The organism is Sphingomonas sp. P3_C6 (genome assembly GCF_056402595.1).
This window is the reverse complement of sequence record NZ_JBFUHB010000005.1, coordinates 46,252-68,360: the sequence shown is the minus strand read 5'-3', so window position 1 is coordinate 68,360 and position 22,109 is coordinate 46,252. Positions and strand designations below refer to the sequence as shown.

The following is a 22,109-nucleotide window of genomic DNA, read 5'->3' as shown; positions in this document are numbered from 1 at the left end:
CTCGTTTCAGGTCAGCCCGCGCCACGCGCCGCTCGCGCATCAATTTGCGGGCACACCACCCGCCGCGGTCTCGCAGCCTTGAGGGACGACAAGCGGCAAGCTCACAGCTAGAGGGGAAGCCGATGAAACCCATGTTCCTTGTCGCGGCAATGGCCGCCGCCATTCCGCTCGCCGCGTCAGCTCAGGCCATTGAGGGCCCCGATCCCGATCGCATCGATGTGGTCGACGCCATCGAATGCCGGCTCGACGCGCCGGCCTATAATGGCTTTGCGCTGGCGCTGAATGGCGAGGAGAAGATCGCCGTCAAGCGCCGCTGGGTGCCGATCAAGACCAAGAATTTTCTCATGAACGAGTATGAGCTGCCCGCCCCGATCACGGTGGCCGGGCATTACAGCACACGCCGTATCGCGTTCACGTCGAACGGCGTTCTCGCCATTCTCGACCTCGCCGATCCGGCCGTGCTCGCGCGGGAGCAGGGTATCGAAAACGCAGCCGATCCCAATCCGCTGATCGATGCCATGATCGCATCGGGCAAGGCCACACCTCAGGAAATCGAGGCAGCGACCAAATCCCGCAAATTTCTCGGCGAGAAGATACTCATCGATCGCACCGAGCCCGCGGCGGCCGGGGAAAGCTTCGGCACGCACACCGTCATCGGCCGCAATGTTTCGAACGTGGCCAGCCACCCGGGCAAAACGCTCTACGGCTGTTCCTACAGGATCGACCTCATCGACAAGGACGGTAAGCCGCTGTGACCCAGCTTAGCCCGGGGCAGCACTCAGCCCCCGGCGCTCATCTTTGAGGCGAGGTTCACCGCCGCCCTTCCGAGCGTATCCTCGGCGGCGCGGGCCATGGTTTCCCAAGTGACCGCGGACCGCTCATGCATCTCGCGGCGGTTCGGCAGATTAGTCTTTTCGGCTGCGGCGCGCTGGGCTGCGGCATTGGCAAGATAGGTTTCGATCGTTGTCATCGCGCGCCCTATCGCCCAAATCCGGCTCCGCGTCGAATCCGATTCGGCAATCCAGTGCCGGCGCGCCCGCAATATGCACGGCGGCCAGCAGGTCGGCGCCTCGTTCGCTATCCATGTCGACGCTGCCGACGCGTGACAGGAACAGGGATCGGGATGGACGCCTGGCTCTTCTCCAATTCCGACCGCCTTCATGCGCTGACGATCACATTGCGATGCTGGGCACCCCGCCGGCCGATTTCATTGCTCGAAATCAGCAGGAGGCGATCCACACCTGCAAGCGCGCTGGCTAGCGTCTCCCGCCGGGAATAGGTCGCGACACGGACCTCGACACCCTTATCCCGAATGGCGACCGCAGCCACGCCGCTATCAGGGAGGCCCGTTCAGCCTTCGACGCCGTCGATTGAACGGGCGCTTGCGGTGATACGGGCTTACGCCCGTCGCTTCACCGCCCCCCGTGCGCCAAGACGCGCGCGCTTATCGGGGCCGACATCCGCACCACCAACGTGCGCCCGCTCCGTGGCCACCGACGCTGCTTCGGCGGGCAGTGGCTGCGCGAACCGGAGCAGCAGGTCGGTCATCGCATCATGATCGACGGCCGGCGAAAACAGATAGCCCTGCCCGAGGACGCAGCCGAACGCGCTCAGTTGCGCCGCCTGGTTCTCGGTCTCGATGCCCTCGGCGACGACACGGATGCCGAGCTGTTCGGCGATGCTCAACAGTCCCCCGACAATCACGCTGCTAGGGTTTCCGGGAGAGAGACTGTCGACGAAGCTCTTGTCGATCTTGAGGACATCCACCGGGACCGTCAGCAGATGGGTGAGCGACGCGAAACCAGTGCCGAAATCGTCGAGCGCGACCCGTAGTCCGAGCTCGCGCATCGCCTTGATCTCGCGCGCGATTACATGATCGCGGCGCCCCATGTAAACATTCTCGGTGATCTCGACGATGAGGTGGCTGAGCGGCACGTTCGCTGCCGCGAACGCTGCGCTAAGCTGGCGGCCGAGCTTGCCGCGATGGACGTCGGCATAGGACACGTTCAGCCCGACATGCTGGACCGGGATGCCAAGATCGAGCCATTTCCGGATGTCGGCGACGATGCAGCCCAGCATGCGCTCCGTCAGCGAGCAGGCGATCTGCGCGTCCGACGTCGCATCGCTGAACGCTGCGGCCGGGATTATGTCGCCGCTTGCGGTTATCATGCGGCATAACGCCTCGACGCCGACGATCTCGCGGGTGTCGAGGCGGAAGATCGGCTGATAATAGGCCTCGACCCGGCCCTCGCGGAGCGCTTCGCCTAGATCGCGAATGGCCGTCAGCCGCTTCGTGATGGCCGTCCCGATCCCCGGCCAGTAGCGGACAAACCCGCCCCTGCCCGTTTCCTTGGCGTGATAAAGCGCAAAGTCCGCTTTCTGCCGGACAGCCTCGGCGGTCGCATCCCCGATCGACAGTACCGCGCCGCCGATCGTCGCCTGCGGAGATATCTGGTGTCCGTCGCAGGAAACCGGTTCGGCCAGGCAATCGAGAAGCCGCTGCGCCCTACCGGAGATATCTCGAAGGTCCTCCGGCGTCTCCCAGATGATCGCAAACTCGTCGCCTCCGATCCGAAAGACCTTGGCCGGCGCCGAGGCGGCGGCGAGCCGGGACGCGACCTCCCGCAAGAGCGCGTCGCCGACATGATGGCCGAACGTGTCGTTGGTGACCTTCAGATTGTCGAGATCCAGGATCATGATCGACCAGGTACCCGGCTCGTCGCAGCTGAGGTCCGCCAGCGCGCGATTGAAGGAAGCGCGGTTCAGCAGGCCGGTCAGGTCGTCGATGTTCGCCTTGCGCTCCCGCTCGATCACCCGGTCGTGTCGTTCCAGCGCGATCGCACAAAGATGCGTGCACAGCGCGACGATCCCCTTTTCCTCCGCCGTGGGGCCACGCCGTTCGCGATAGTAGATCGCGAACGTCCCAAGCACGACGCCGGCCGCGTCGCTGATGGGACTGGACCAGCACGCCACCAGTCCGAGCGGCAAGGCACGGTGCTTGAACCCGGCCCATTTGGGATCCGTCGCGATGTCCGCTGATACGACCGGCCCGTTGATATAGGCGGCGGTGCCGCAGGAGCCGGCCTCGGGTCCGATCGGCACGCCATCAAGGGCGGCAGAGTAGTCCAACGGGAGACTCGGTGCCGACAGCGGACGCAGGAAGCCAGCGCGATCAACCGCCAGGACGGAACAGATCCCGTTCGGCAGCAACGTCTCGACTTCCTCGCAAAGCCGGTCGATCGTGGCTTTCAGCGCGCATCCTGTCGCGATCATCTCGAGAATAACGTTTTGGAGGGGAAGCACGGCAGCCCAATCATACAGGGGTACCCGAAGACCCTAGGCAAAAGCCGTCAACGTCGCGTGATGTTATTGGGTTAATTTCAAATAATATCGTGAGCATATAAAGTGATTACGGCACCGATTTATTTCGAGTCCGTTATAATGACCAAGCGTCGGCAAGAATGTGGGATGAGAAGCCAGACTTCTCGCTGCCGCTTTTCCCAGCGCAAGGCCGTAGCGACTTCCATGCTGATAGTGGGCAGATTGAGCGAAAGGTTCCGCGCTGGTGGTGTCCATGATCCGGTGCCCGCGCGTCCAGTTTTTTTCTAGCTTATGGTCAAGCAGAATTCAGCGCCGCCGGTCTGCGTCGCCTGGGCGAATGGCGCAGCGAAATCCGATATGGCTGGTGGAGGTATCGATCATCTGCGGATGACGCGCCGCCGGACGGTAGCGTTGACAATAATTCGCCGCGCAGAGATGCGATCCCCCTTTTAGCACCCGGCGGCCGATGTGTATCCCCGGCGTCGCGGGATCACGGCTTTCGCGCTCGCGGACGCCACGCGGGTTGCGCGGAATCTCGCAACAGCCCTTCCCCGCCTTGGGCTTTGCGGGTTTGGTGACACCGTACCAGTCGGCAGTCCACTCCCACACATTGCCGATCATGTCGAACAGGCCAAAGCCATTGGCAGGAAAGGTTCGGACCGGGGAGGTGCGCTCCCATCCGTCGAGCATCTGGTTGGCGAACGGGAACAGACCCTGCCAGTAATTGGCGAGCATTGCTCCGCCAGGCGCCAGTTCCCTGCCCCAGGCATAGTCAGCGTCCGCCAGGCTGCCGCGCGCAGCATATTCCCATTCGGCCTCGCTCGGCAGCGCCTTGCCCGCCCATCGCGCATAGGCTTCCGCGTCGGTCGCGGTGACATGGACGACGGGATGGTCCTCAATGCCCGCCAGGCTGGTCGCAGGCCCATAGGGATGGCGCCAGTCCGCGCCGAACACAAAATGCCACCAGTTTGCAACATCATGCATGTCGACGGGGCCAGCGGTCTCCTCGAATACCAGCGAGCCCGCTTTGGCCATCTCTGGCAAGAGATCGGGATAGTCTTCTATTTTGGGCGGAATCTCGGCAGTCGTGACGTACCCAGTTGCTGCGACGAACGTGGCGAACTCCTGATTGCTGACCGGCGCTTCGTCGATCCAGAAGCCGGCCACCTCCACCGTTCGCACCGGCGCCTCTTCCGGATAGAAGCGCTCCGAGCCCATTGCGAAGCGTCCGCCCTCGATGAAGCGCATTCCTGGGCGGTCGGGAGGTTCGGTGGGTTCGGCTGTCATTCCCTGCTTTCGTAACCCGATGAACGCGCCTCGGACAGCCGCTCGGTCACGGCCAGCCTCGCGGCGAACGGGTCGCGGGTCATGCGCGGTTGCCCGTCCGATGCCAGGTCGAGCAGATTCAGGTCGCCGGCGCGAAAGGGCGTCCAGGCCGGAAGTCCCGCGCCGTTGGGATTGCCGGTCCTGGCGAAATTCTCGACATAGGTGTGGAAGGTATCAGAAAGCTGCTGGTCAAGCGGTGCCAGCTTGTCGCCGTAGCGCGCCGCCACAGTGCGAAACATATATGGCACGTCGCTGGCGTGGCGGGCGCCGGTTACGCCAGGCCGCAGAGATTGCGCGACATAGGAGAAGCGATAGTGCCAGACTGGCTGACCGCTGCGCTGTACTGAGGCGGCAATGAACCGCGCCGGCTCGAGGAATGCGCGATCGCGCGCCATTGCCCGGCGGATTAGGTCGGTATCGGCACTTCCATCGGGATCATAGGCTGCGCGCGCAGCGGGAGCGTCAGCACCAAACGCGGCGAACAGGGTGTCCTTGTCCCCCGGCTGCGCGCCGATCGGCGCGTCTTCGGAGGTCGCCCCGATAATCAGAGGCACCTTCAGCTGTTGTCCCGCGCGGAAGATCTGCTCGTTCGATGCGGTGATCAACGTGCCGTCGATCAGCCCGCCGCCAACATAGGTGTCGTTGCCGGGCGCCTTGCCGATCGCCATGAACACCCCTTCCGAAACCTTAGCTGCAGGAAGCGCGCGCAGTTGCGCCAGTGCTTGCCGACCCGTCTGCGCGATCCCGGCGCTCGCGGCGAACCTCACGCCGCTCTGCTCGGCCTCGGCCAGCGTCTTGGGCGCGAGCAGGTTCCGTCCGCCGCCTGACATCACCACGGCCCGCGCAAACAGCCCCTTGGCGGCGGGCGACCCCATCAGCGTCAGGATCGAGATGCCCCCGGCGGACTCGCCGACCACCGTCACGTTGCGCGGATCGCCGCCGAAGCGCGCGATGTTCGATTGTACCCATCTGAGGGCAGCGAGTTGGTCCATGAACCCGAAATTGCCGGTCGCCCCTTCCTTCGTGGCGCTCAGCGCGGGATGGGCGAAGAAACCGAACCGCCCGAGGCGATAGTTGAGCGTGACCGCGACGATACCGTCCCTCGCAAAGGTCGATCCGTCGAAAATGTCCGACGCGGCACCGCCATTCGTCAGGCCGCCGCCATGAATCCACACCACCACCGGGCGCGCCTTGGCGGCCATGGCGACCGGCTTCCAGACATTGAGATAAAGGCAGTCTTCCGACGGCTGGGTCAGCTGCGGCTCGTCCATTGGAACCATCTGCTGCATGCAGACGGGCGCGAAATCTCGCGTCGCGCGAACCCTCTTCCACGGGGCGACCGGTTGGGGCGCGCGCCAGCGTAGCTCCCCGACCGGCGGGGCGGCAAACGGAATGCCGCGGAACCCCACAACCGCATTCTCGATGCGACCTTCAATAGGACCCGACAAGGTTCTCAGCTGCGCGGCATCACCGGTCCCGGCGGACGCGGGCATCGTCACCACAGCCAAAGCCAGCATGGAAAGGCGGAGCGCAGTGGAAGTTCGCTGGATCATCGGGAAACTCCATGGGCTCATTGGTCGAGGATTCCGATCGTCGCTGCGGGATCGGACGCGGGCGCGAGCGGCGGTGTGAATGCGGGCACATCGCGGCTGTTGCGCGTGTCGGCGGGGACGCCGGTCGTGTTGATGTACCAGTCCAGCAGCCGCCGCTCGAGCGCGGCCTCCACCTTGGCGTGGCTGCGCTGGCCGATCAGATTGTCGGTCTCGCTCGGATCGGCCTGGCGGTCGTAGAACTCGCTCAACCCCTGCGGGCGTTGGACGAAAGTATAACGCTGGGTGCGGATCGACGCGGCACGGCCGACCAACGCCGGGCGTTCCGCCGCCAGCTCGGATTTGCGCGCATAGAGTCCGCCCGAGGGTGAATCGAATGCCTGAGGTTCATAGCGGTTCATCCCCGCCTCGGTGAAGGCGGCGCGCGCCGGGTCGCCCGGTCGGCCGTGCAATTGCGGGATCATCGACCGCGCAAAATGGGTGTGGCCCGCCTGCAGCCCGGCGAGATCGAGAAAGGTCGGTAGCACATCGTAGAGTTCGGTCATCCCGGCGCTGACGCCGCCGGCCACGCCCCCCGGCACCCGGCCGATCATCGGTACATGGGTGAGACAGGTCTCCAGCCCTCCATGCCACTTCTCGATAAGGCCATAGTCGCCGGCATAATCGCCATGGTCCGAGCTGACGAACAGCGCGGTATCGCGGTCGCGCCCGCTACTTTCCAGCGCTTCCATCAGCTCGCCGAGCAGCCAGTCGGCATAGGAAACCTGACCGTAATAGACCGCCCGTACCTGTCGCAACTCGGCGTCGCCGACCTCGGTCAGACGGTATTTCTCCCGGATCGCCGCATGATAGGCCGGGCGTCCTTCAGTGCCCGGCGGGATCAGCGGCGGGAGATCGCCGGGCTTGTACATGGTGTGGAAGTCGGCAGGTGCGCGATAGGGAGGATGCGGCTGGAAGATCGGCAGGAACAGACAGAAGGGTCGGTCCTGCTCACGCCGTTTGACCACCTCGACGGCACGCTGGAGGATGCCATAGTCGCTGGTCGCGCGGCGATCGCCGGCCGCGGGCAGCAGCATCGTGGTTGGTCCAGTGGGCCTGCCGCTACGCGCGCCGGGGGCATGATCCCCGGTCGCCGCGCCGGGTGCCGGCGGATCGGCCCACGCGGTGAGGCTGCGCGCGAAGGTTTCGGGCGCGAAAACGTCGTTCTTGCCGAAGAAATAGGTGTCGTACCCGCCGTCGCGCAGCGTGCGGAACAGGTTGGGCTCGTCCGGCTGAAGCAGATAGCCGAACCCGCGATGGCCGGTCGCGCTGGTCGGAAGGCCGGTGAGCATACTGCAGCGCGACGCTGCACAGATCGGGGTCTGGACGTGGCAATTGGCGAAACGTGTGCCCTGTGCCGCCAGCCGATCGAAATTCGGGGTGCGCGTGACCGGATTGCCATAACAGGCAAGCGCATCGGCACGCATCTCATCGGGAAAAAACAGAATCAGATTGGGCCGCGCTCCGCCAGCGGCGCCAGCCCGCGCGGCGAGCCCCGCAAGAAAGGTCGATCCAGCCGCACCGATCATCGCGCGGCGGCTAAGAGGAAAAGCCTTGCTCATTCTATCCTCCCCTGGCCCTTTGCGGGCTCCGTTCATTCGGCGTCGGGCTGGTTCTCCGGCGCGGCCCTCTGAAACGCGTCGAGCGCGAGACACGCCTTTTCGATTTCGAGCAGACGCGGCCAGCGCAGCGCGACACCGAAGCGGCGCGCATTGACGAGCTGCGGCACGAGGAACAGGTCTGCGAGTGTCACTGCTTCGCCGAAGCAATAGGGTCCCTCAGTGCGGGCGATGAGCGCGTCACATGCCGCCAGTCCCTCGTCGATTACCTTCGCCGCCCAGGCGGTGACCTGTGTCTCGTCGAGGCCGAGCGCGCGCAGATTTGCGAGGACTTTCAGGTTCTGCACGGGATGGGTATCGCATGCGATCACCTGGGCAAAGGCACGCACACGCGCGCGGGCGATAGGATTCGCCGGCAGCAGCGGCGGCTCCGGGTGGATTTCGTCAAGATATTCGCAAATCGCCAGGCTTTGGGTCAGCGTGGCCTCACCGATCTCCAGGGTCGGCAATAAAGCCTGAGGGTTGAGCGCCATATAGGCCGGCGCGTTCTGCTCGCCCTTGCGAAGATGATGAAAGACGTCGGCATAGTCGACGCCCTTCAGGTTGAGAGCGATGCGCACCCGATACGACGCGCCCGAGCGGAAATAGCCATGGAGCGTCACTGTTTCAGTCACGTGCCGGCGAGCCCACCGTCACGACGCAATCGGAAAGGCCGGCGATCGACACGACGATCTCATCGCCTTGCTCGACCGGACCCACCCCGGCCGGGGTACCAGTGTAAATCAGGTCGCCCGGCTCCAGCCGGTAAAAGCGCGAGACATAGGCGATTACGTCGGGCACGTCCCAGATCAGCTCGTTGAGATCGGCCTGCTGCTTGACCGTGCCATTGACGGTCAGGGTAATGCTGCCACTCTCGGGATGGCCGATCATTTCGGCAGGGTGGATCAGGCCGAGCGGCGAGGATTGCTCGACATTCTTGCCGGTATCCCATGGACGGCCCTTTTCGCGTGCCTCGAGCTGCAGGTCGCGACGCGTCATGTCGAGGCCGGCGGCGTAACCATAAACATGGTTCAGCGCATCGGCGGCGGCGATGTTACGCCCGGCAGTGCCGATCGCGACTACCAGCTCGGCTTCGTAATGGAAGCTGGCGGTCTCGCTGGGATAGGAGATCGTCGCGCCGCTTGGCACCACTGTCTCTGCCCATTTCGTGAAGAAGAACGGCGCCTCGCGATCCGGGTCGCGACCCATCTCGCGGGCGTGTGCGGCATAGTTGCGGCCGATGCAGAAGACCCGGCGCACTGGGAACGCGTTCCCGTCGCTGGTCGCAGCGAGGATCGGCATCTGGGGTTCGAAAAGGGTCTTCACGCGTTCTGCTCCTTGTAGAGATTCAGCTTTTCCTGTGCCGCCTTGTCCGAATAGCCGAACAGCACGAGCGTGTCCGACGCCTGCAGACGCAACTCGTGCCATGAGGGCACGACAAAGATGTCGCGAGGAGCGAGGGCGATTTCCCGGCCTTCGATGACTGCGATGCCATTGCCCTCGACGACCACGAATATGGTGCCGTCGGTAGTGCGGCGGGGTCGAGTAGCGAAGCCAGCCGGAAGCAGGCGGACATGCGCCGCGATCGTCGGCATCACCGGACCACCATTTGCCGGATTGAGAAATTCGAGGGCATGGCCGAGATGCGGGTCAATCTCAGCGGAGGCCGCCATCGCATTCAGCGCCGGGCGCCATTCGGCATAGGGGTAATGGAATAGCGGCTGCTGCGATGGACGCCGGTCGGCCAGCGATCCGCGCATCGGGCGCATATTGTGGCCGTAGCGTGCCAACGTATCGCCCGGCGCCACCGTCTCCGGATGTTCCGTGAGCTCCAGCCGCTCGGAGAAGCTCGCATCGAAATGTCGGACGATGGGGATGTCGAGACCGTCGAGCCAGATCATCGGCTTGTCGCTCGGATTGCCATGGTCGTGCCATTGCCAGCCTGGCGTGAGTACCAGGTCGAACGGGCGCATAATCGCCTTTTCGCCGTCCACCGCAGTGAAGGCCCCGTCCCCCTCCATCACGAAGCGCAACGCCGACTGGGCATGACGATGGCTGGGCGCGACCTCGCCCGGCAGAATCAGTTGAAGCCCGGCGTAAAGGCTGGGAACGATAGCCGACTGCCCCTTGAGCCCCGGATTTTCCAGGATCAGCACGCGCCGCTCCGCCTGCTCGGCCGAGATCAGGTCGCCGGCGCGCATCAGATAGTCACGTGCCGCTTCATAGGACCAGAGATGCACCTGCGCCGGAGATTTGGGTTGCGGCCGCACCAATTCGGCAAGGGACTCCCACAAGGGCGTCAGATGTGACGGCGCCATCTCCCCATATAATTGTTCAAGCTGGGATTGCTGATCGTTGGCCAGACTCATGCCCGATACTCACTGGGGAGGGTTTCGCGGCGAATTGGCTCGCCGACCCATTCTCCATCGGGCAATCAGTTGTTCTATGTCAAACGATTTATCCGCTCCAACCCAGGCTGGCGCTGACGGTCCGGCAGGTATCGGCGAGCTTTTCGAGCGCCGCGCCACCATCTCCCGACTTGAAGGCACCCGGCACCAGCGCCGTGGCGCTCAGGATCGCGCGGCCCTGCAGATCGAATATCGGAAAGGCCGCGGCGCGCAGCCCCGGGATCATCGTGCCTTCTACATAAGCGCGCCCGTCCGCGCGGACCTGTGCCTTGAGCGCCTCGACTTCGACGAGGGTCATGCCGCTCTCCGGCAATTCGCGCTCGAGCAGTGCCTCGATTTCCACCTCGGGGACGAAGCTCAGGAAGATGTGACCGGTTGCCGAATAGAGCAACGGCAGCACCGCACCTACGCCGAACGAGGTCATTACCGCCGGCCGGCCCATGTGCCATCGCACCACCGTCGGTCCTTGCGCGCCGAGCGCGGCGACCTGGACGGTGCGGCCGGTCTCGCGCACATACGCCTCGATCGCGGTATCGGCGACGCGGAACGCATCGGTGCGGGCAAGCGCGCTCAGCCCCAATTTGAGTGCCGCCGGGCCGAGATCGTAGCGGCCCGAGCCCGGATCCTGCTGGGTCATGCCGGATGCGGTGAGGCTGGCGAGGTAGCGATGCGTCTGCGACCCCGACATGCCGCTCGCCTGGGCGATCGCGCCCAGTGTCGATGCCTCGCCCAACCCAGCCAGCGCTTCGAGTACATGCAGCCCGATCTCGACCGACTGGATTCCCCTGCGGCGTTTGTCCGCTTCGCCTAGCGTGTTTTCCGTCATCACGACACCTTAGGCTGCAGCGCTATCGATCGAAAGCGGTCGATTCACGCTCGATCACGTCGAACGGCATTCGAAATGCACGTTCTGCATCGGCATCGCTGCGGCCTGTGATGCGCGAGACGAGCCATTCGGTGGCGCGCTCTCCCATCAGTTCGACCGGCTGGCGCACGGTGGACAACGAAGGCCATATCTTCACAGCGATCGGTGCATCGTCGAAACCGGCGACCGCGATGTCCTGTGGGATTCGCAGATTCCGGCGGTGCACAGTGGAGGAGACGCCGGAGGCCATGTCGTCATTCGCGGCAAAAATCGCGGTGGGTGGCTCGGCAAGATCGAGCAGAGCGCCGCCCGCGATAAGCCCGGATTCAAAGGTGAAGTGGCCCCGCCGCACCAGCGTGGTGTCGAGTGGTAGACCTGCTGCAAGCAGTGCGTCCTGATAGCCTCCTAGCCGCAGCGGGGTCGAATCGTGCGTGTCGGGGCCTGTGACGAACCCGATCCTGCGGTGGCCATGCGCGATCAGCCGCTCGACCATCGCCCGTGCCGCCATCCGGTCATCCACGCCGATCGTCGCCATGTCGGGAAGGTCACCACCATGGGCAAGGGCCGCGACCGGCACGTCGAGGCCCGCGATCAATCTCGAACCGCTCACCAGTTCGCCATATGGCGGGGCAAGCAGAATGCCGTTGGCACCTCGGTGGATCAGATTGCGGATCGTAGCCTCGGCATCTCCGAGCGTTGGCGCATCGACCTTGCCGATCGTCAGCTGGGCTCCGAGCCGCGAGGTGGCGTTGAGCACGCCGACCAGCATCGCGCTCAAAAAGGCGTTCTGGGCGTTCTGATAGACGGCGCCGATGCGGCAGGTCACGGCAGTCGCCAGGGACCGGGCGGCGGCATTGGGCTGATAGCCGAGCGCCTCCACCGCCGCGAGCACTGCTTCGCGCGTCGCGGGACTGACGCGACCGGTGCCGTTGATGACATAGGAGACCGTCATCGTCGATACGCCAATATGTTCGGCCACCGTCTGTATGGTGACGCCTGTACCTTTGCGCCGCGCCCTTGCCATGGTCCTCCGTTTCGCCGTTGCTAGGCCGCCTGCCGGATGAGTGCGGACCGGGCGCGATAGCTGCGCATCCCAACCCATAGTGCCAACACGGAAAGCGGCGAAGCGATTCCGCAGACCAGCGAGATGGCCTGTGGCAGCTTCTGCGGATCGGCGAACCAGTAATCGGTGCACAGCGCGATGGCCGTTGGCCCCAGCGCCGCGCCGATCAGGTTGATGGTCAGCATGTAGAAGGCCGATACCAGGGCCCGCATGCGGTTCGGCGTCATCTCGAGCAATGTTGCGAGGCCACCGCCGAAGTTGAACCCGGCAAAGAAGTTCATGAAACCGATCATGATCAACGCACCAGTGGCCGTCGGCATCAGCGGGAAAGCTACCGTGATGGGCACCAGTGCGATGAAACCGAACAAAGAAGCGCGCAGGCTGGCTTCCGGCCGCCCCGAAGCGCGCAGCTTCGATGCCACCAAACCGCCGGTCAGCGCTCCACCGGTGCCGCAGAAGAAAACGATCGGACCGTAGTGGCTGCCTACCTGCGCAGTGGTCCAGCCGAAGCTGCGCTGAAGGAAGGCCGGGATCCACACGCTCGAGCCGTTGCCCGCCAGGATCATCAGCGCGAAGCCCAGGGTAATGCCGATATAGGCCCCCTTGTTTTGTCCGATATGGGCGAACAGTTGCGCTAGCGGAACGCTTTCCTGCGCCACTGGAATACCCCGGCGCAGCGGCTCGCGTATGGTGAGCATCAGTCCTGTCAGCACTACCCCGGGGATACCGAGCAGAAGGAAGACGATCTGCCAGCCCTTGAGGGCCCCGAACACCGGTACCATGACGGTCGCGGACGGGGGGATCGCAGTCGAGATCAGCCCACCGATGATCAGCGCAGAGGCGCCACCCAGATAGAGGCCGATCTGGTAGACCCCCATCGCAGCCGGAAGCCGCTCCTTCGGAAAATAGTCGGACAGGAGCGAATAGGCCGCTGGTGTCAGCCCGCCTTCTCCGGCGCCGACCATCACCCGTGCCGCGAAGAGCCCCGCGAACGAACGCACCAGGCCGCACATGCTGGTCGCCACGCTCCACACCAGGATCGCTCCCGCGATGATGTTGCGACGATTGGAGCGATCGGCGATCCGCGCGATAGGTATGCCGACGGCGACGTAGAAAATCGTGAAGCTCAGCCCGTAGAGCAAGCTGATATCGGTATCGGAGATGTGCAGATCCTGCTTGATCGGCTGTACCAGCAGCGCCATCGCCTGGCGATCGACGAAGGCCAGGGTATTGGCCAGCATCAGCAGGATCGCGACGTACCAGGCGCTGATTTTGGAGGGCCACGGGGTGGCCGAGGATGCGGTCATGGTCATTCCGGCGTTTGGGGGAAATAGGGCCTGTTGGCGGAGTTCGCCTTGTTCTTGGCGCGACTGTCCGGGAACATGTTGTTCATCTTCGTCGGCAGATCGGGGCGCCTGTACCAGCTGGAGGGGAAGTCGGCCGCATGGGCGCCCCCTTCGGTTCGATAGACGATGCCAGGACTGGTGCGCTCGGTGTAGGGCACGGCGTGTTGGCCCTTGCCGTTTTGCAACTGCGCGAACAGCGCGTGACGCAAGGTCACCTTGGCATCGAAATACGCTGGATCGTCGATCAGATTGTGGCGCTCGTCAGGATCCTTGGCAAGGTCGTATAGCTCTTCGGTGTCCCAGACGCCCTGATATTGGATGTACTTCAGTCTCTTGCGCTCGATCGCAAAGGTCGTCGGTGTTTGCGGGAAGGTCCATTCCCAATAATATTCGTAGATGAAGTCGCCCGGATTCCATTCGGCCGGTACGACCTTGCCCTCCGCCAGCGGCAGGAAACTCGTTCCCTCCATCTGTGCGGGCTTGGCGATATGCGCCGCATCGAGGAAACTGGGCGCCAGATCGAGATTGCGAACCAGCGCGTCGTTGGTCACCCCCTTCCCAACGCCCAGGTCCGGCGCATAGACCAGCATGGGCACGCGTACCGAAGGTTCATAGGCATTTCGCTTGTCGATCAGGCCATGATCCCCAATCAGGAAGCCGTTGTCCGAATAGAACACGATCATCGTGTTTTTCTCGAGCCGGTTCTTCTTCAGATAGGCCAGGATCCGCCCCAGGCTCTCGTCGACCGGCGAGAGCGTACGGTAGATATCGCGCACCTGCTCTTTCAGGTCACGACCGCCATTGTACGGGAAATCCGCACCGTGCCAGCTGTTGCGCTGGTTGCGCACCCAAAGCGGTTTGCCTTCGGTATTTTGCGGCGTGTCGGACATCGTATCGGGCAGTTCGATGTCCAGATCGCTATATTGGGTCTTGTAGCGATCGGGCGGTAGCGGATCCGAATGCACCGCCTTGTGGCTCAGATAGACGAAGAAGGGCTTCGATTTATCACGGCTATGTTCTAGCCAATCCATCGTGTAGTCGGTCAGTTCGTCGGTGATGTAGCCGGCGCGCTTGGTGAGTTTGCCGTCGACATTGAGCATCTGCCGCTCGCCCGACGCGAGCTGAGCGGGGCTGAGCCGCTCGGTGGGGAAATAGGTCCCCTGCCCTTTGAAGCTCACCCATTTGTCGAAGCCTGGACGGGGCGCGTCGCTGTCAAAGCCCATATGCCATTTGCCGAAGAAGGCGGTCTGGTAGCCGGCATTGCGGAGATAAGAGGGAAAGAAGGTCAGCCCCTCTTCGGAACTGTTGTTGTTGTCGATCACGCCGTGATTGCGAGCGGTCTGACCGGTGAGGATTGTCGCGCGGCTGGGGCTGCACAGCGACGAGGTGACCACCGCATTGGGAAAATAGGTGCCATTCCTCGCCAGGAAATCAATGTTCGGCGTTTTCAGCCCAGGGTTGAGGAACCCCACCATGTCGAAACGCAGATCGTCCACCAGGACGAAGACGATATTGGGACGGGTTGCCTGCTGTTGTAGCTGGGCTGACTCCGGCGTCTGGTGTTTCGGGGTCGAGATCGCCGGCATGGCAGTCAAGAGACTGGCGATGACCGCGCCTCCCGACAGGATGACGCGGCGGTATCCGGTATTACCCTTCATCGGTCTCAATCCTTCAGAAAGGCGTCGCGATAGCGATCGAGTTTGCGGACATAGTCTGGCCCCTCGCTGAGCGGCAGCGCGCCGAACCGCGTCGCCTCGCGAAACCACAGCGACTTCAGCTCGGCGACCTTGGCCGGGTAGCGATCAGAAAGGTCGTCTGCTTCGGCAAAATCGGCGGCGGTGTCGAACAGCGCCCAGTGATCGTCCTCGAACGGCGTACCCAGCCTGTGCATCGCCACCGCCCGCCATTTGCCCGCGCGGATCGCGCGATTGCCGCGTAGTTCGAAGAACTGGACCACGCGCGGATCTGGCGCGCCGGGGTGAAACAGGGTCTTGCGGATCGAGACACCGGCGACCGGGATCTGCGGTCGCCCGCGATAGCGGGGGTCGAACCGCGTGCCCGCGAGATCGACAAGCGTCGGGGCGATGTCGATCGCGTCCACCGCCTGGTGACGGATTGCGCCCTTGCCTTGCAGATGCCCCGGCCAGGCAACAATCAGCGGGGTTCGCACGCCGCCGGCGAAGGGCCAGGACTTATAGCGCCGGAACGGTGTATTGCTCGCCATGCCCCAGGGCCTCTGCATCCCGATCTCGACCTTGCCGATATCGTCGAGATGCATGTCGAGTTCGGCGGCATTGAGGTGTGCGGGCGGGTAGAGTTGGCCAACCGAGCCGGTCTGGCCATGCTCGGCGCTGGCGCCGTTGTCGGAAAGCAGCACGAAGACGGTGTTGTCATAGTCCCCGCTTGCCTTGAGCGACGCGACCAGCCGACCGATCTGTTCGTCGGCGTGCTCGAGGAAGCCGGCATAGGCCTGCATGAACCGTGCATAGACACGCTGCTTGACTGGATCGAGCGATTCCCATTTTTCGTCCCCGGGATTCGCCGGTGGCATGGTCGTGCTCGCGGGCACGATGCCAAGCTGCTTCTGACGCTCGAACCGCTCGGTGCGAATGGCGTCCCAACCCTTGTCGTACATGCCGCCATAGCGTTCGACATAGGATTGCGGCACCTGGATTGGCGCGTGCGTGGCCCCGAAGGCAAGATAAAGGAAGCGCGGCCTCTCCGGCGTTTCCGCCCGGGCCTGGCCAAGCCTGCTGATCGCTTTGTCGACGATATCGACCGAGAAGTGATAGTTCGGCTCGTGCGGCTTCGGTAAAGACGCATTGTTCTCGACTAGATCCGGGCGGTATTGATCGGACCAGCCGCTGACGAAGCCGTAGAAATAGTCGAAGCCGCGCTGAAGCGGCCAGGAAGCGTTGTTGCCGGACCGGCCGTCTTCGGTGTCGGGCGCCAGATGCCATTTGCCGATCGCGCAAGTCGCGTAGCCGCTCGCCTGAAGCGCTTGCGCGACCGTCTCGGCATTGGCAGCGAGCACGCCGGTATCTTTGCCGGTCCCGACCGGCTGGAGTTTCCCGGCAGGTAGGTCGGCAAGACCGAGGGTCTGGTTGTTGCGCCCCGTGAGCAGCGAGGCTCGGGTCGGCGTGCAGATCGCACGGCTCTCGAAATGCGTGTAGCGCAGGCCGTCGGCCGCCAGCGCGTCGATGTTCGGCGTACGAATCTCCGAGCCGAAGCAGCCGAAATCGGAATAACCGGTATCGTCGAGAACGATCAGAACGATATTCGGCCGCCGGCGTGTGCGGGCGAAGCCTGGCGCGACCGCCAGTAAAGCGCTTCCGCCAAGCAACGCTCCGATCAGCCGGCGCCTGGAGAGACTCATTTCGGCGACACCTCCACGATGATGCGACGATAGCGCGTGATCGGTGGGGTGCCCCGATCGCGGACCTCCAGGATGATGTGCAGATCGGTCGACGCCTTCACTGGCGGCGCGACGAAGCTGGCATGCGGTCCCCCCGGATCTGCGATCGCGATCGGCGGCTGGCCGGGAATGCCCCCGACCTCGCGATACTGCCACCAGGAAAGATCCAGCGCATCTCCGTCGGGATCCGCGGTGCCGCCAGCATCGAGTGCGACCATCTCGCCGGACTTCGCCTGGATCCGCACCGGCGCCAGCCCTGCCACCCCTTGCGCGACCACGACAGGGGCATTGTTGGCCCTGTCATCGAGCGACCAGGCAATACGCGCGGCGAAATCATTCTGGAACGCCGCGCGCCAGCGATAGACCGACGCCTGATTGCCGGACCAAACGCGGCCGTCGCGCGTAAATCTGTCCTTGGCATCGGCGAACAGTCCTCCGCTAAGGCCCGCGCGCATATAGCGCCCGCCCCAGCTGCCGAAATCGGGCCGCTCGGGGTCGCCCAGCCCGTTGGGGATCAGATAGAGAAAGGACGGTGTATCGCCTTCCATGATGAAGGCCGGCAGCGGATAGAGTGCGCCCAGCGGTCCGCGGCGCACCTGCTTCTCCAGCCATGGGTCCATCACAAGAGCGCTATCCGGCCATTGTTCGGCGTTGCGACGGTCGCCGGAAATGCCCGACCAGGTCGCCATGTCATATTGGCCCCAGCCATGGATGCTGGCGATCCAAAACAGCTTGGGAAAGGTTGTGCGCGCCCAGGGACCTGCATCATCCTGGTCGGAGATCGAATAGACGCGCAACTTCGCGACGAAGTCCGCAATCTGCGCAGGGGTCCGCGTCGCACGAACGTGCCACAGCGCCTGCGCGAGATCCACTGCACCGCCCCAGACCAGCACCCAGACCGGACGATGATCGGCACGGTCGACGGCATCGACGATCAGTCGCGAGGCAGCGGTGTTGCGCCCCTTCCCGACGCCCAACATCCCGTACAGCGGCTGCCCCGAACGGACGACATCTCGCAGCGTCGCCGCACTTGGGTAGCCCGACGAATGGCGGACGAGATTGGAGCGCACCCGTTCGAAGGCGTCGATCCGTTCGCGGATGAGTTGCGGCTGGACGCGATCCCGCTGCCACACCGACGTGGTGGCCACGAGGCCTTCGACGTCAAGGCAATCAGTGTAGAGCAGGAAGCGGACGAGCGATTCCGCATCGTCTGGCTCGTTGCCGATATCGCTCAGCACGATGACGCGCGGACGATCGATCGCGGCGACCGGCCTCGGCGCAGCGATCGCGCTATGCGCCGGAAGCGAGGCGGCGGCGGCCATCAGAGCGAAGGCGAGACCGTTCAACCTTTCACCCCTGCGAGAAGCCCGGAAAGAAGGAGGCGGAACAGCATGATCGGTCCCGCCTCCAGTAGGGGATCAGAAGCGAACGCTGAACGTGCCGCCGAAGTAGCGATCGGCATCCTTGTTGACGTTGGCCCACAAATCATTGGGGTTCGCCGCATTGGCCAGGATCGTGCCGTGGTTGAGCTGCGAATAATAGGTCTGATCGAACAGATTGCGCACGTACAGTGTTAGGCCAAAGCGGTTATCCACGGTGTGGAGCCCGATACTGGCATCGACCAGCGCGTAGCCGTCCTGCTTCAGCAGCGAGTCCTGGTTGAGCGCGAAGCCGGTGTCGCTCTGATAGTTCAGGTTGAACTGGATGAAGCCGGCCACCGGGCCGAACTCATGCTCGTAACGCGGAGAGACGCCGACGCGATACCGCGGGGTTGCCGGCAGCTTGCCGTTGACCACGTCGATGATCGGGCTGGACAGCGTGGTAGCGCCGTTCACCGTCGTGCTGCGGACGTAGCAGGTGTTGGCCGGGAAATTGGCGGAATAGGTCCCGGCCGATGCGGCCTGAAGCGGGCAGCTCTGGCCGGGCACGTTGATCGTCGCGTCGACAAGCGTGAAATTCGCCGCGACCGAAAACTCCGACGACGGGCGGAAGTTCATTTCCGCCTCGAACCCCTGCGAACGCGACTTGCCCGCATTCTGCAACACGGTGAGGAAGGTGCCGGCCGCAGGATCGCTGATCAGCGCCTGCACCTGCAGATTGGAGAAATCGGAGCGGAACAGCGCGGCGTTGATGTCGAACTTGCCCCCGGGTGCGATCCACTTGGCGCCGAGTTCATAGGCATTGACATGCTCCGGCGCGATGCCGGTCTGGGTCGCGAAGTTGGTTGTGGCATCGATGTCGAGCGCGAATGCCTTATAACCGCGGGTATAGCTGCCATATATCTGCAGGTTGCGCGTGAACTCGTAGCGCACTCCAGCCTTGCCCGTAAGTGCGCTATCGTCGCGCGAGCGTGTCCCGCTATTGAGCGTCGCGCCCGGGAACAAGGCGTCTCCGGCAACCAGCGGACCGAAGACTCGGCCGGTAACCGTCTGCTTTTCATACTGGCCGCGCAGGCCGCCAATGACGTGCAATCCGCCCGCGACACGCCAGTCGACCTGGCCGAACGCCGCGTAATTGTCGCTGACGAAATTGCCGGTAAAGCCGGAGGAGTCCGCGGTCGCCGCCGTGCAGGCCTGGCCGATCGTTCCCGAGGAGCAACGCAGCCTGCGGCGGTTGAGATCGCGGTTGAGGTCGAGATGATTATAGAACAGGCCGACGACATAGGTGAGGTCGCGGCTGCCGTTCGAACCGAGCCTCAGTTCCTGCGATACGTTCTTGTAGTTAAGATGGGTGCCGTTCTGGTTCCACTGCGAATAGGGAAACGCGCCGACATAGCGAACCGGATCGGACGCGATCTGGTCGGGCTCGAACTGATCGTTCTGGCGATAATATTGAAGCGCACTGACCGAAGTGACGGTCGCGAAGCCGAGATCCCAGTCGCCCTGCAGCGAAACGATGTTCGACTTGGTGCGGTAGAAGCTCAAATCGTCGTTCGAGATGGTGCGGTTCTCGGGCGTCGCAACCACTGCCGGGCCGAGCAGCGTCCGCATGACCGGATTCTGGATCGACACGGGCACGCGCGAACAGCAGTCCGCGTTGTTTATGCGGTAATCCTCGGACAGCAGGAAGGTCAGGTTCGGCGCAGCATCCCATTCCAGCTTGCCCCGGACACCCCAGCTCTCATTGCCATTGACCATCTTGTCCTTGGCGGCGTTGTAGATGAAGCCGCCGACATGGTTGTAGAAGCCGCTGACGCGCGCGCGTAGAACGTCGCTGATCGGGCCGGTGACCGAGCCCTTCGCGCGATATTCGTTATGCTCGGCAACAGTCACCTCTGCGTTGCCGCCAAAGACGCTGGACGGCCGCGCGGTGACGATGTTGATCACGCCGGCGGTAGCATTCTTGCCGAACAGCGTGCCCTGGGGGCCGCGCAAGACTTCGACACGCTCAAGATCGGCGAGGTCGCTAAATCCCTGCGCCTGCCGCGGCGCGACGACGCCATCGACGACGACAGATACTGCGGATTCCACACCGAGGCTGAAGAGCTGCGTACCGACACCGCGGATACGGAAACCGCTATTGCCGGGATTGTTGCCCTGCTGAAACGACAGTGACGGCACCGCGCGGACGAGGCTGGCAGTATCGTTGATCTGCTGGCGCGCAAGCGACTCCCCACTAACGGCGGTCACTGCGATCGGCACTTCGACAAGACGCTCGCTGCGCTTGTTCGCGGTAACGACGATGTCGCTTTGCGCACCCTCGGCATCTACAATGGCTTGGTCGGCAGGCTGCGGTACGTCCGTCGCGGGCTCGGTGGCCGCGCCCGCGCTCTGCGCGATTGCCGCCGCCGGCAGAAGCAGGATACCCGCGAGCACCGCGATGCCGCTGACGCCATATTTATAACCATTGATAGGATCGCGCATCAGTTCCTCCACCTCGACGGCCATCGGCGCGTCCCTTTCGTTTCGTGGAACGGCGCCACACGTGCTGCGACGCCTTCCAGCCTAGTCGCCGAGGCAAAATGCCTTAGCGCTAAATCTCAGGGCGTGCTGACGGTTTCGTTCCGCGTTGTCAATAACGGAATCCATTGCCCAATGCGAACTGAGCGCACAAATTCTGAGCTGTGTCTTTTTCGCCCCAGGGCGGACTAACCTTACAAGGCTGGCGAGTGGAGGCTAGCGGGTGGAACCGCGCTCGATCACCGCGAACTCGACGATACGATCGGCCCCACCGACATTGTCTTTCGTGCCACCCAGTTCTGTGATCAGCGCCAACGTCGCCTGCTCCGCCATCTCGGTGATCGGCTGGTGAACGGTCGTGAGCGTCGGCCACGTCGTCATGGCGATCGGCGTGTCGTCGAAGCCGGCAACGGCAAGTTTACCCGGGACATGCAACCCGCGCCGGTGCGCGACCGAGACGACTGCCGCGGCCATGTCGTCGCTCGACGCGAAGATCGCGCTGGGGGGCTCGGCGTTTTCCAGCAGGCGTTCGGCAGCACCCAGGGCTGATTCGAATGTGAACGCGCCAGTCGCGATCAACGATGGATCGATACTGATCCCGTGCGCGATCAAGGAGTCGAGATACCCTTCCCGCCGCGCTGCGGTCGAGCTGTGACCGTCGGGGCCTGCGATGAATCCAATCCGCCGGTGGCCCTGGCCCGCAAGCAGGTCGGTGACGGACCGCGCCGCCGCACGGTCGTCGATCCTCACGGTGATCATATCTGGCAGTGCCCGGCCCGGCGCGATTGCCGCGATCGGCACACCGAGTTCGGCCACTACAGGCTGTCCCGTCACGAACTCCGAATAAGACGGCGGCAGCAACAGCGCGTTGGCGCCGCTCCGCACGAGCGTACGAAGGGACTCCGCCAGCGCTTCATAGTCCGGCTCACCGCTGTGCTGGATCATCAACTGCGCGCCGCGCGCCGCGGCCGCGTGCAACGCGCCGACCAGCATCGCGCTGAGAAAGGCATTCTGCGGATTGGCGTAGATCAGTCCGATCCGGGCGGCCCCGGCGCTCGCCAACGCGCGCGCGTTGGCATTGGGCTTATAGCCGAGCGCATTGATCGCCTCGCGCACGCGCAGGCGCGTTGCGTCGCTCATCTTGCCCGTCCCGTTGAGCACGTTGGAAACCGTCATCGTCGAGGTGCCGGCGCGCTCCGCCACCGCCTGAAGCGTTACCCCCACTCCGCCTCGCCGGCGCACCATCAAGCCCCCCAATCGATCATTTCCGCGTGTCCCT

Annotated in this window: 17 protein-coding genes; 1 reads left to right on the top strand and 16 read right to left on the bottom strand. The window is 63.9% G+C overall.

The window, feature by feature from the left end; translation table 11 throughout:
* The first annotated feature begins 122 nt into the window (after positions 1-122).
* On the top strand, positions 123-755 hold the full coding sequence (locus AC1DT7_RS08025) for a hypothetical protein (protein WP_478035410.1): 633 nt from the start codon (positions 123-125) through the stop codon (positions 753-755).
* Positions 756-778: 23 nt separating this feature from the next.
* Here the strand turns inward: AC1DT7_RS08025 and AC1DT7_RS08020 are convergent, their stop codons facing one another.
* The 16 genes from AC1DT7_RS08020 to AC1DT7_RS07945 form a co-directional block, all read right to left on the bottom strand.
* Complete coding sequence (locus AC1DT7_RS08020) at positions 779-970, bottom strand: hypothetical protein (protein WP_478035409.1); 192 nt, start codon at positions 968-970, stop codon at positions 779-781.
* 428 nt (positions 971-1,398) lie between these two features.
* Positions 1,399-3,273, bottom strand: a complete 1,875-nt coding sequence (locus AC1DT7_RS08015; protein WP_478035408.1) for a bifunctional diguanylate cyclase/phosphodiesterase — start codon at positions 3,271-3,273, stop codon at positions 1,399-1,401.
* Between the two features lie 354 nt (positions 3,274-3,627).
* Positions 3,628-4,569, bottom strand: coding sequence for a formylglycine-generating enzyme family protein (locus tag AC1DT7_RS08010; RefSeq protein WP_478035532.1), 942 nt, complete (start codon positions 4,567-4,569; stop codon positions 3,628-3,630).
* A 35-nt stretch (positions 4,570-4,604) separates the two neighbouring features.
* Positions 4,605-6,140: a carboxylesterase/lipase family protein gene (locus tag AC1DT7_RS08005; protein ID WP_478035531.1), complete on the bottom strand. Its 1,536-nt coding sequence runs from the start codon at positions 6,138-6,140 to the stop codon at positions 4,605-4,607.
* A 77-nt stretch (positions 6,141-6,217) separates the two neighbouring features.
* Positions 6,218-7,798, bottom strand: coding sequence for a sulfatase family protein (locus tag AC1DT7_RS08000; protein ID WP_478035407.1), 1,581 nt, complete (start codon positions 7,796-7,798; stop codon positions 6,218-6,220).
* A gap of 32 nt (positions 7,799-7,830) precedes the next feature.
* Positions 7,831-8,469: a maleylacetoacetate isomerase gene (maiA, locus tag AC1DT7_RS07995; protein ID WP_478035406.1), complete on the bottom strand. Its 639-nt coding sequence runs from the start codon at positions 8,467-8,469 to the stop codon at positions 7,831-7,833.
* Positions 8,462-9,160, bottom strand: coding sequence for a fumarylacetoacetate hydrolase family protein (locus AC1DT7_RS07990; RefSeq protein ID WP_478035405.1), 699 nt, complete (start codon positions 9,158-9,160; stop codon positions 8,462-8,464). The genes maiA and AC1DT7_RS07990 overlap by 8 nt, the downstream gene beginning before the upstream one ends.
* Positions 9,157-10,203 (bottom strand): gentisate 1,2-dioxygenase, encoded by a 1,047-nt coding sequence (gene gtdA / locus AC1DT7_RS07985; protein ID WP_478035404.1) that lies wholly within the window; start codon positions 10,201-10,203, stop codon positions 9,157-9,159. Before gtdA ends, AC1DT7_RS07990 begins: the two co-directional genes overlap by 4 nt.
* An 88-nt stretch (positions 10,204-10,291) precedes the next feature.
* The gene (locus tag AC1DT7_RS07980; RefSeq protein WP_478035403.1) at positions 10,292-11,068 is read right to left on the bottom strand and encodes an IclR family transcriptional regulator; all 777 of its coding nucleotides are present in this window, start codon (positions 11,066-11,068) and stop codon (positions 10,292-10,294) included.
* Between the two features lie 22 nt (positions 11,069-11,090).
* Positions 11,091-12,131 carry a LacI family DNA-binding transcriptional regulator gene (locus tag AC1DT7_RS07975; protein WP_478035402.1) on the bottom strand — a complete coding sequence of 347 codons (1,041 nt, stop codon included), beginning with the start codon at positions 12,129-12,131 and terminating at the stop codon, positions 11,091-11,093.
* A 20-nt stretch (positions 12,132-12,151) separates the two neighbouring features.
* On the bottom strand, positions 12,152-13,477 hold the full coding sequence (locus AC1DT7_RS07970; RefSeq protein ID WP_478035401.1) for an MFS transporter: 1,326 nt from the start codon (positions 13,475-13,477) through the stop codon (positions 12,152-12,154).
* A 2-nt stretch (positions 13,478-13,479) separates the two neighbouring features.
* Positions 13,480-15,174: a sulfatase family protein gene (locus AC1DT7_RS07965; RefSeq protein WP_478035400.1), complete on the bottom strand. Its 1,695-nt coding sequence runs from the start codon at positions 15,172-15,174 to the stop codon at positions 13,480-13,482.
* Between the two features lie 5 nt (positions 15,175-15,179).
* On the bottom strand, positions 15,180-16,892 hold the full coding sequence (locus AC1DT7_RS07960) for an arylsulfatase (protein ID WP_478035399.1): 1,713 nt from the start codon (positions 16,890-16,892) through the stop codon (positions 15,180-15,182).
* Entirely contained in the window at positions 16,889-18,277 is a 1,389-nt protein-coding gene (locus tag AC1DT7_RS07955) for a DUF1593 domain-containing protein (protein WP_478035398.1), read from the bottom strand. Before AC1DT7_RS07955 ends, AC1DT7_RS07960 begins: the two co-directional genes overlap by 4 nt.
* Positions 18,278-18,349: 72 nt before the next feature.
* The gene (locus AC1DT7_RS07950; protein WP_478035397.1) at positions 18,350-20,818 is read right to left on the bottom strand and encodes a TonB-dependent receptor; all 2,469 of its coding nucleotides are present in this window, start codon (positions 20,816-20,818) and stop codon (positions 18,350-18,352) included.
* A 228-nt stretch (positions 20,819-21,046) separates the two neighbouring features.
* Positions 21,047-22,075 carry a LacI family DNA-binding transcriptional regulator gene (locus AC1DT7_RS07945; protein ID WP_478035396.1) on the bottom strand — a complete coding sequence of 343 codons (1,029 nt, stop codon included), beginning with the start codon at positions 22,073-22,075 and terminating at the stop codon, positions 21,047-21,049.
* Positions 22,076-22,109: the final 34 nt, after the last annotated feature.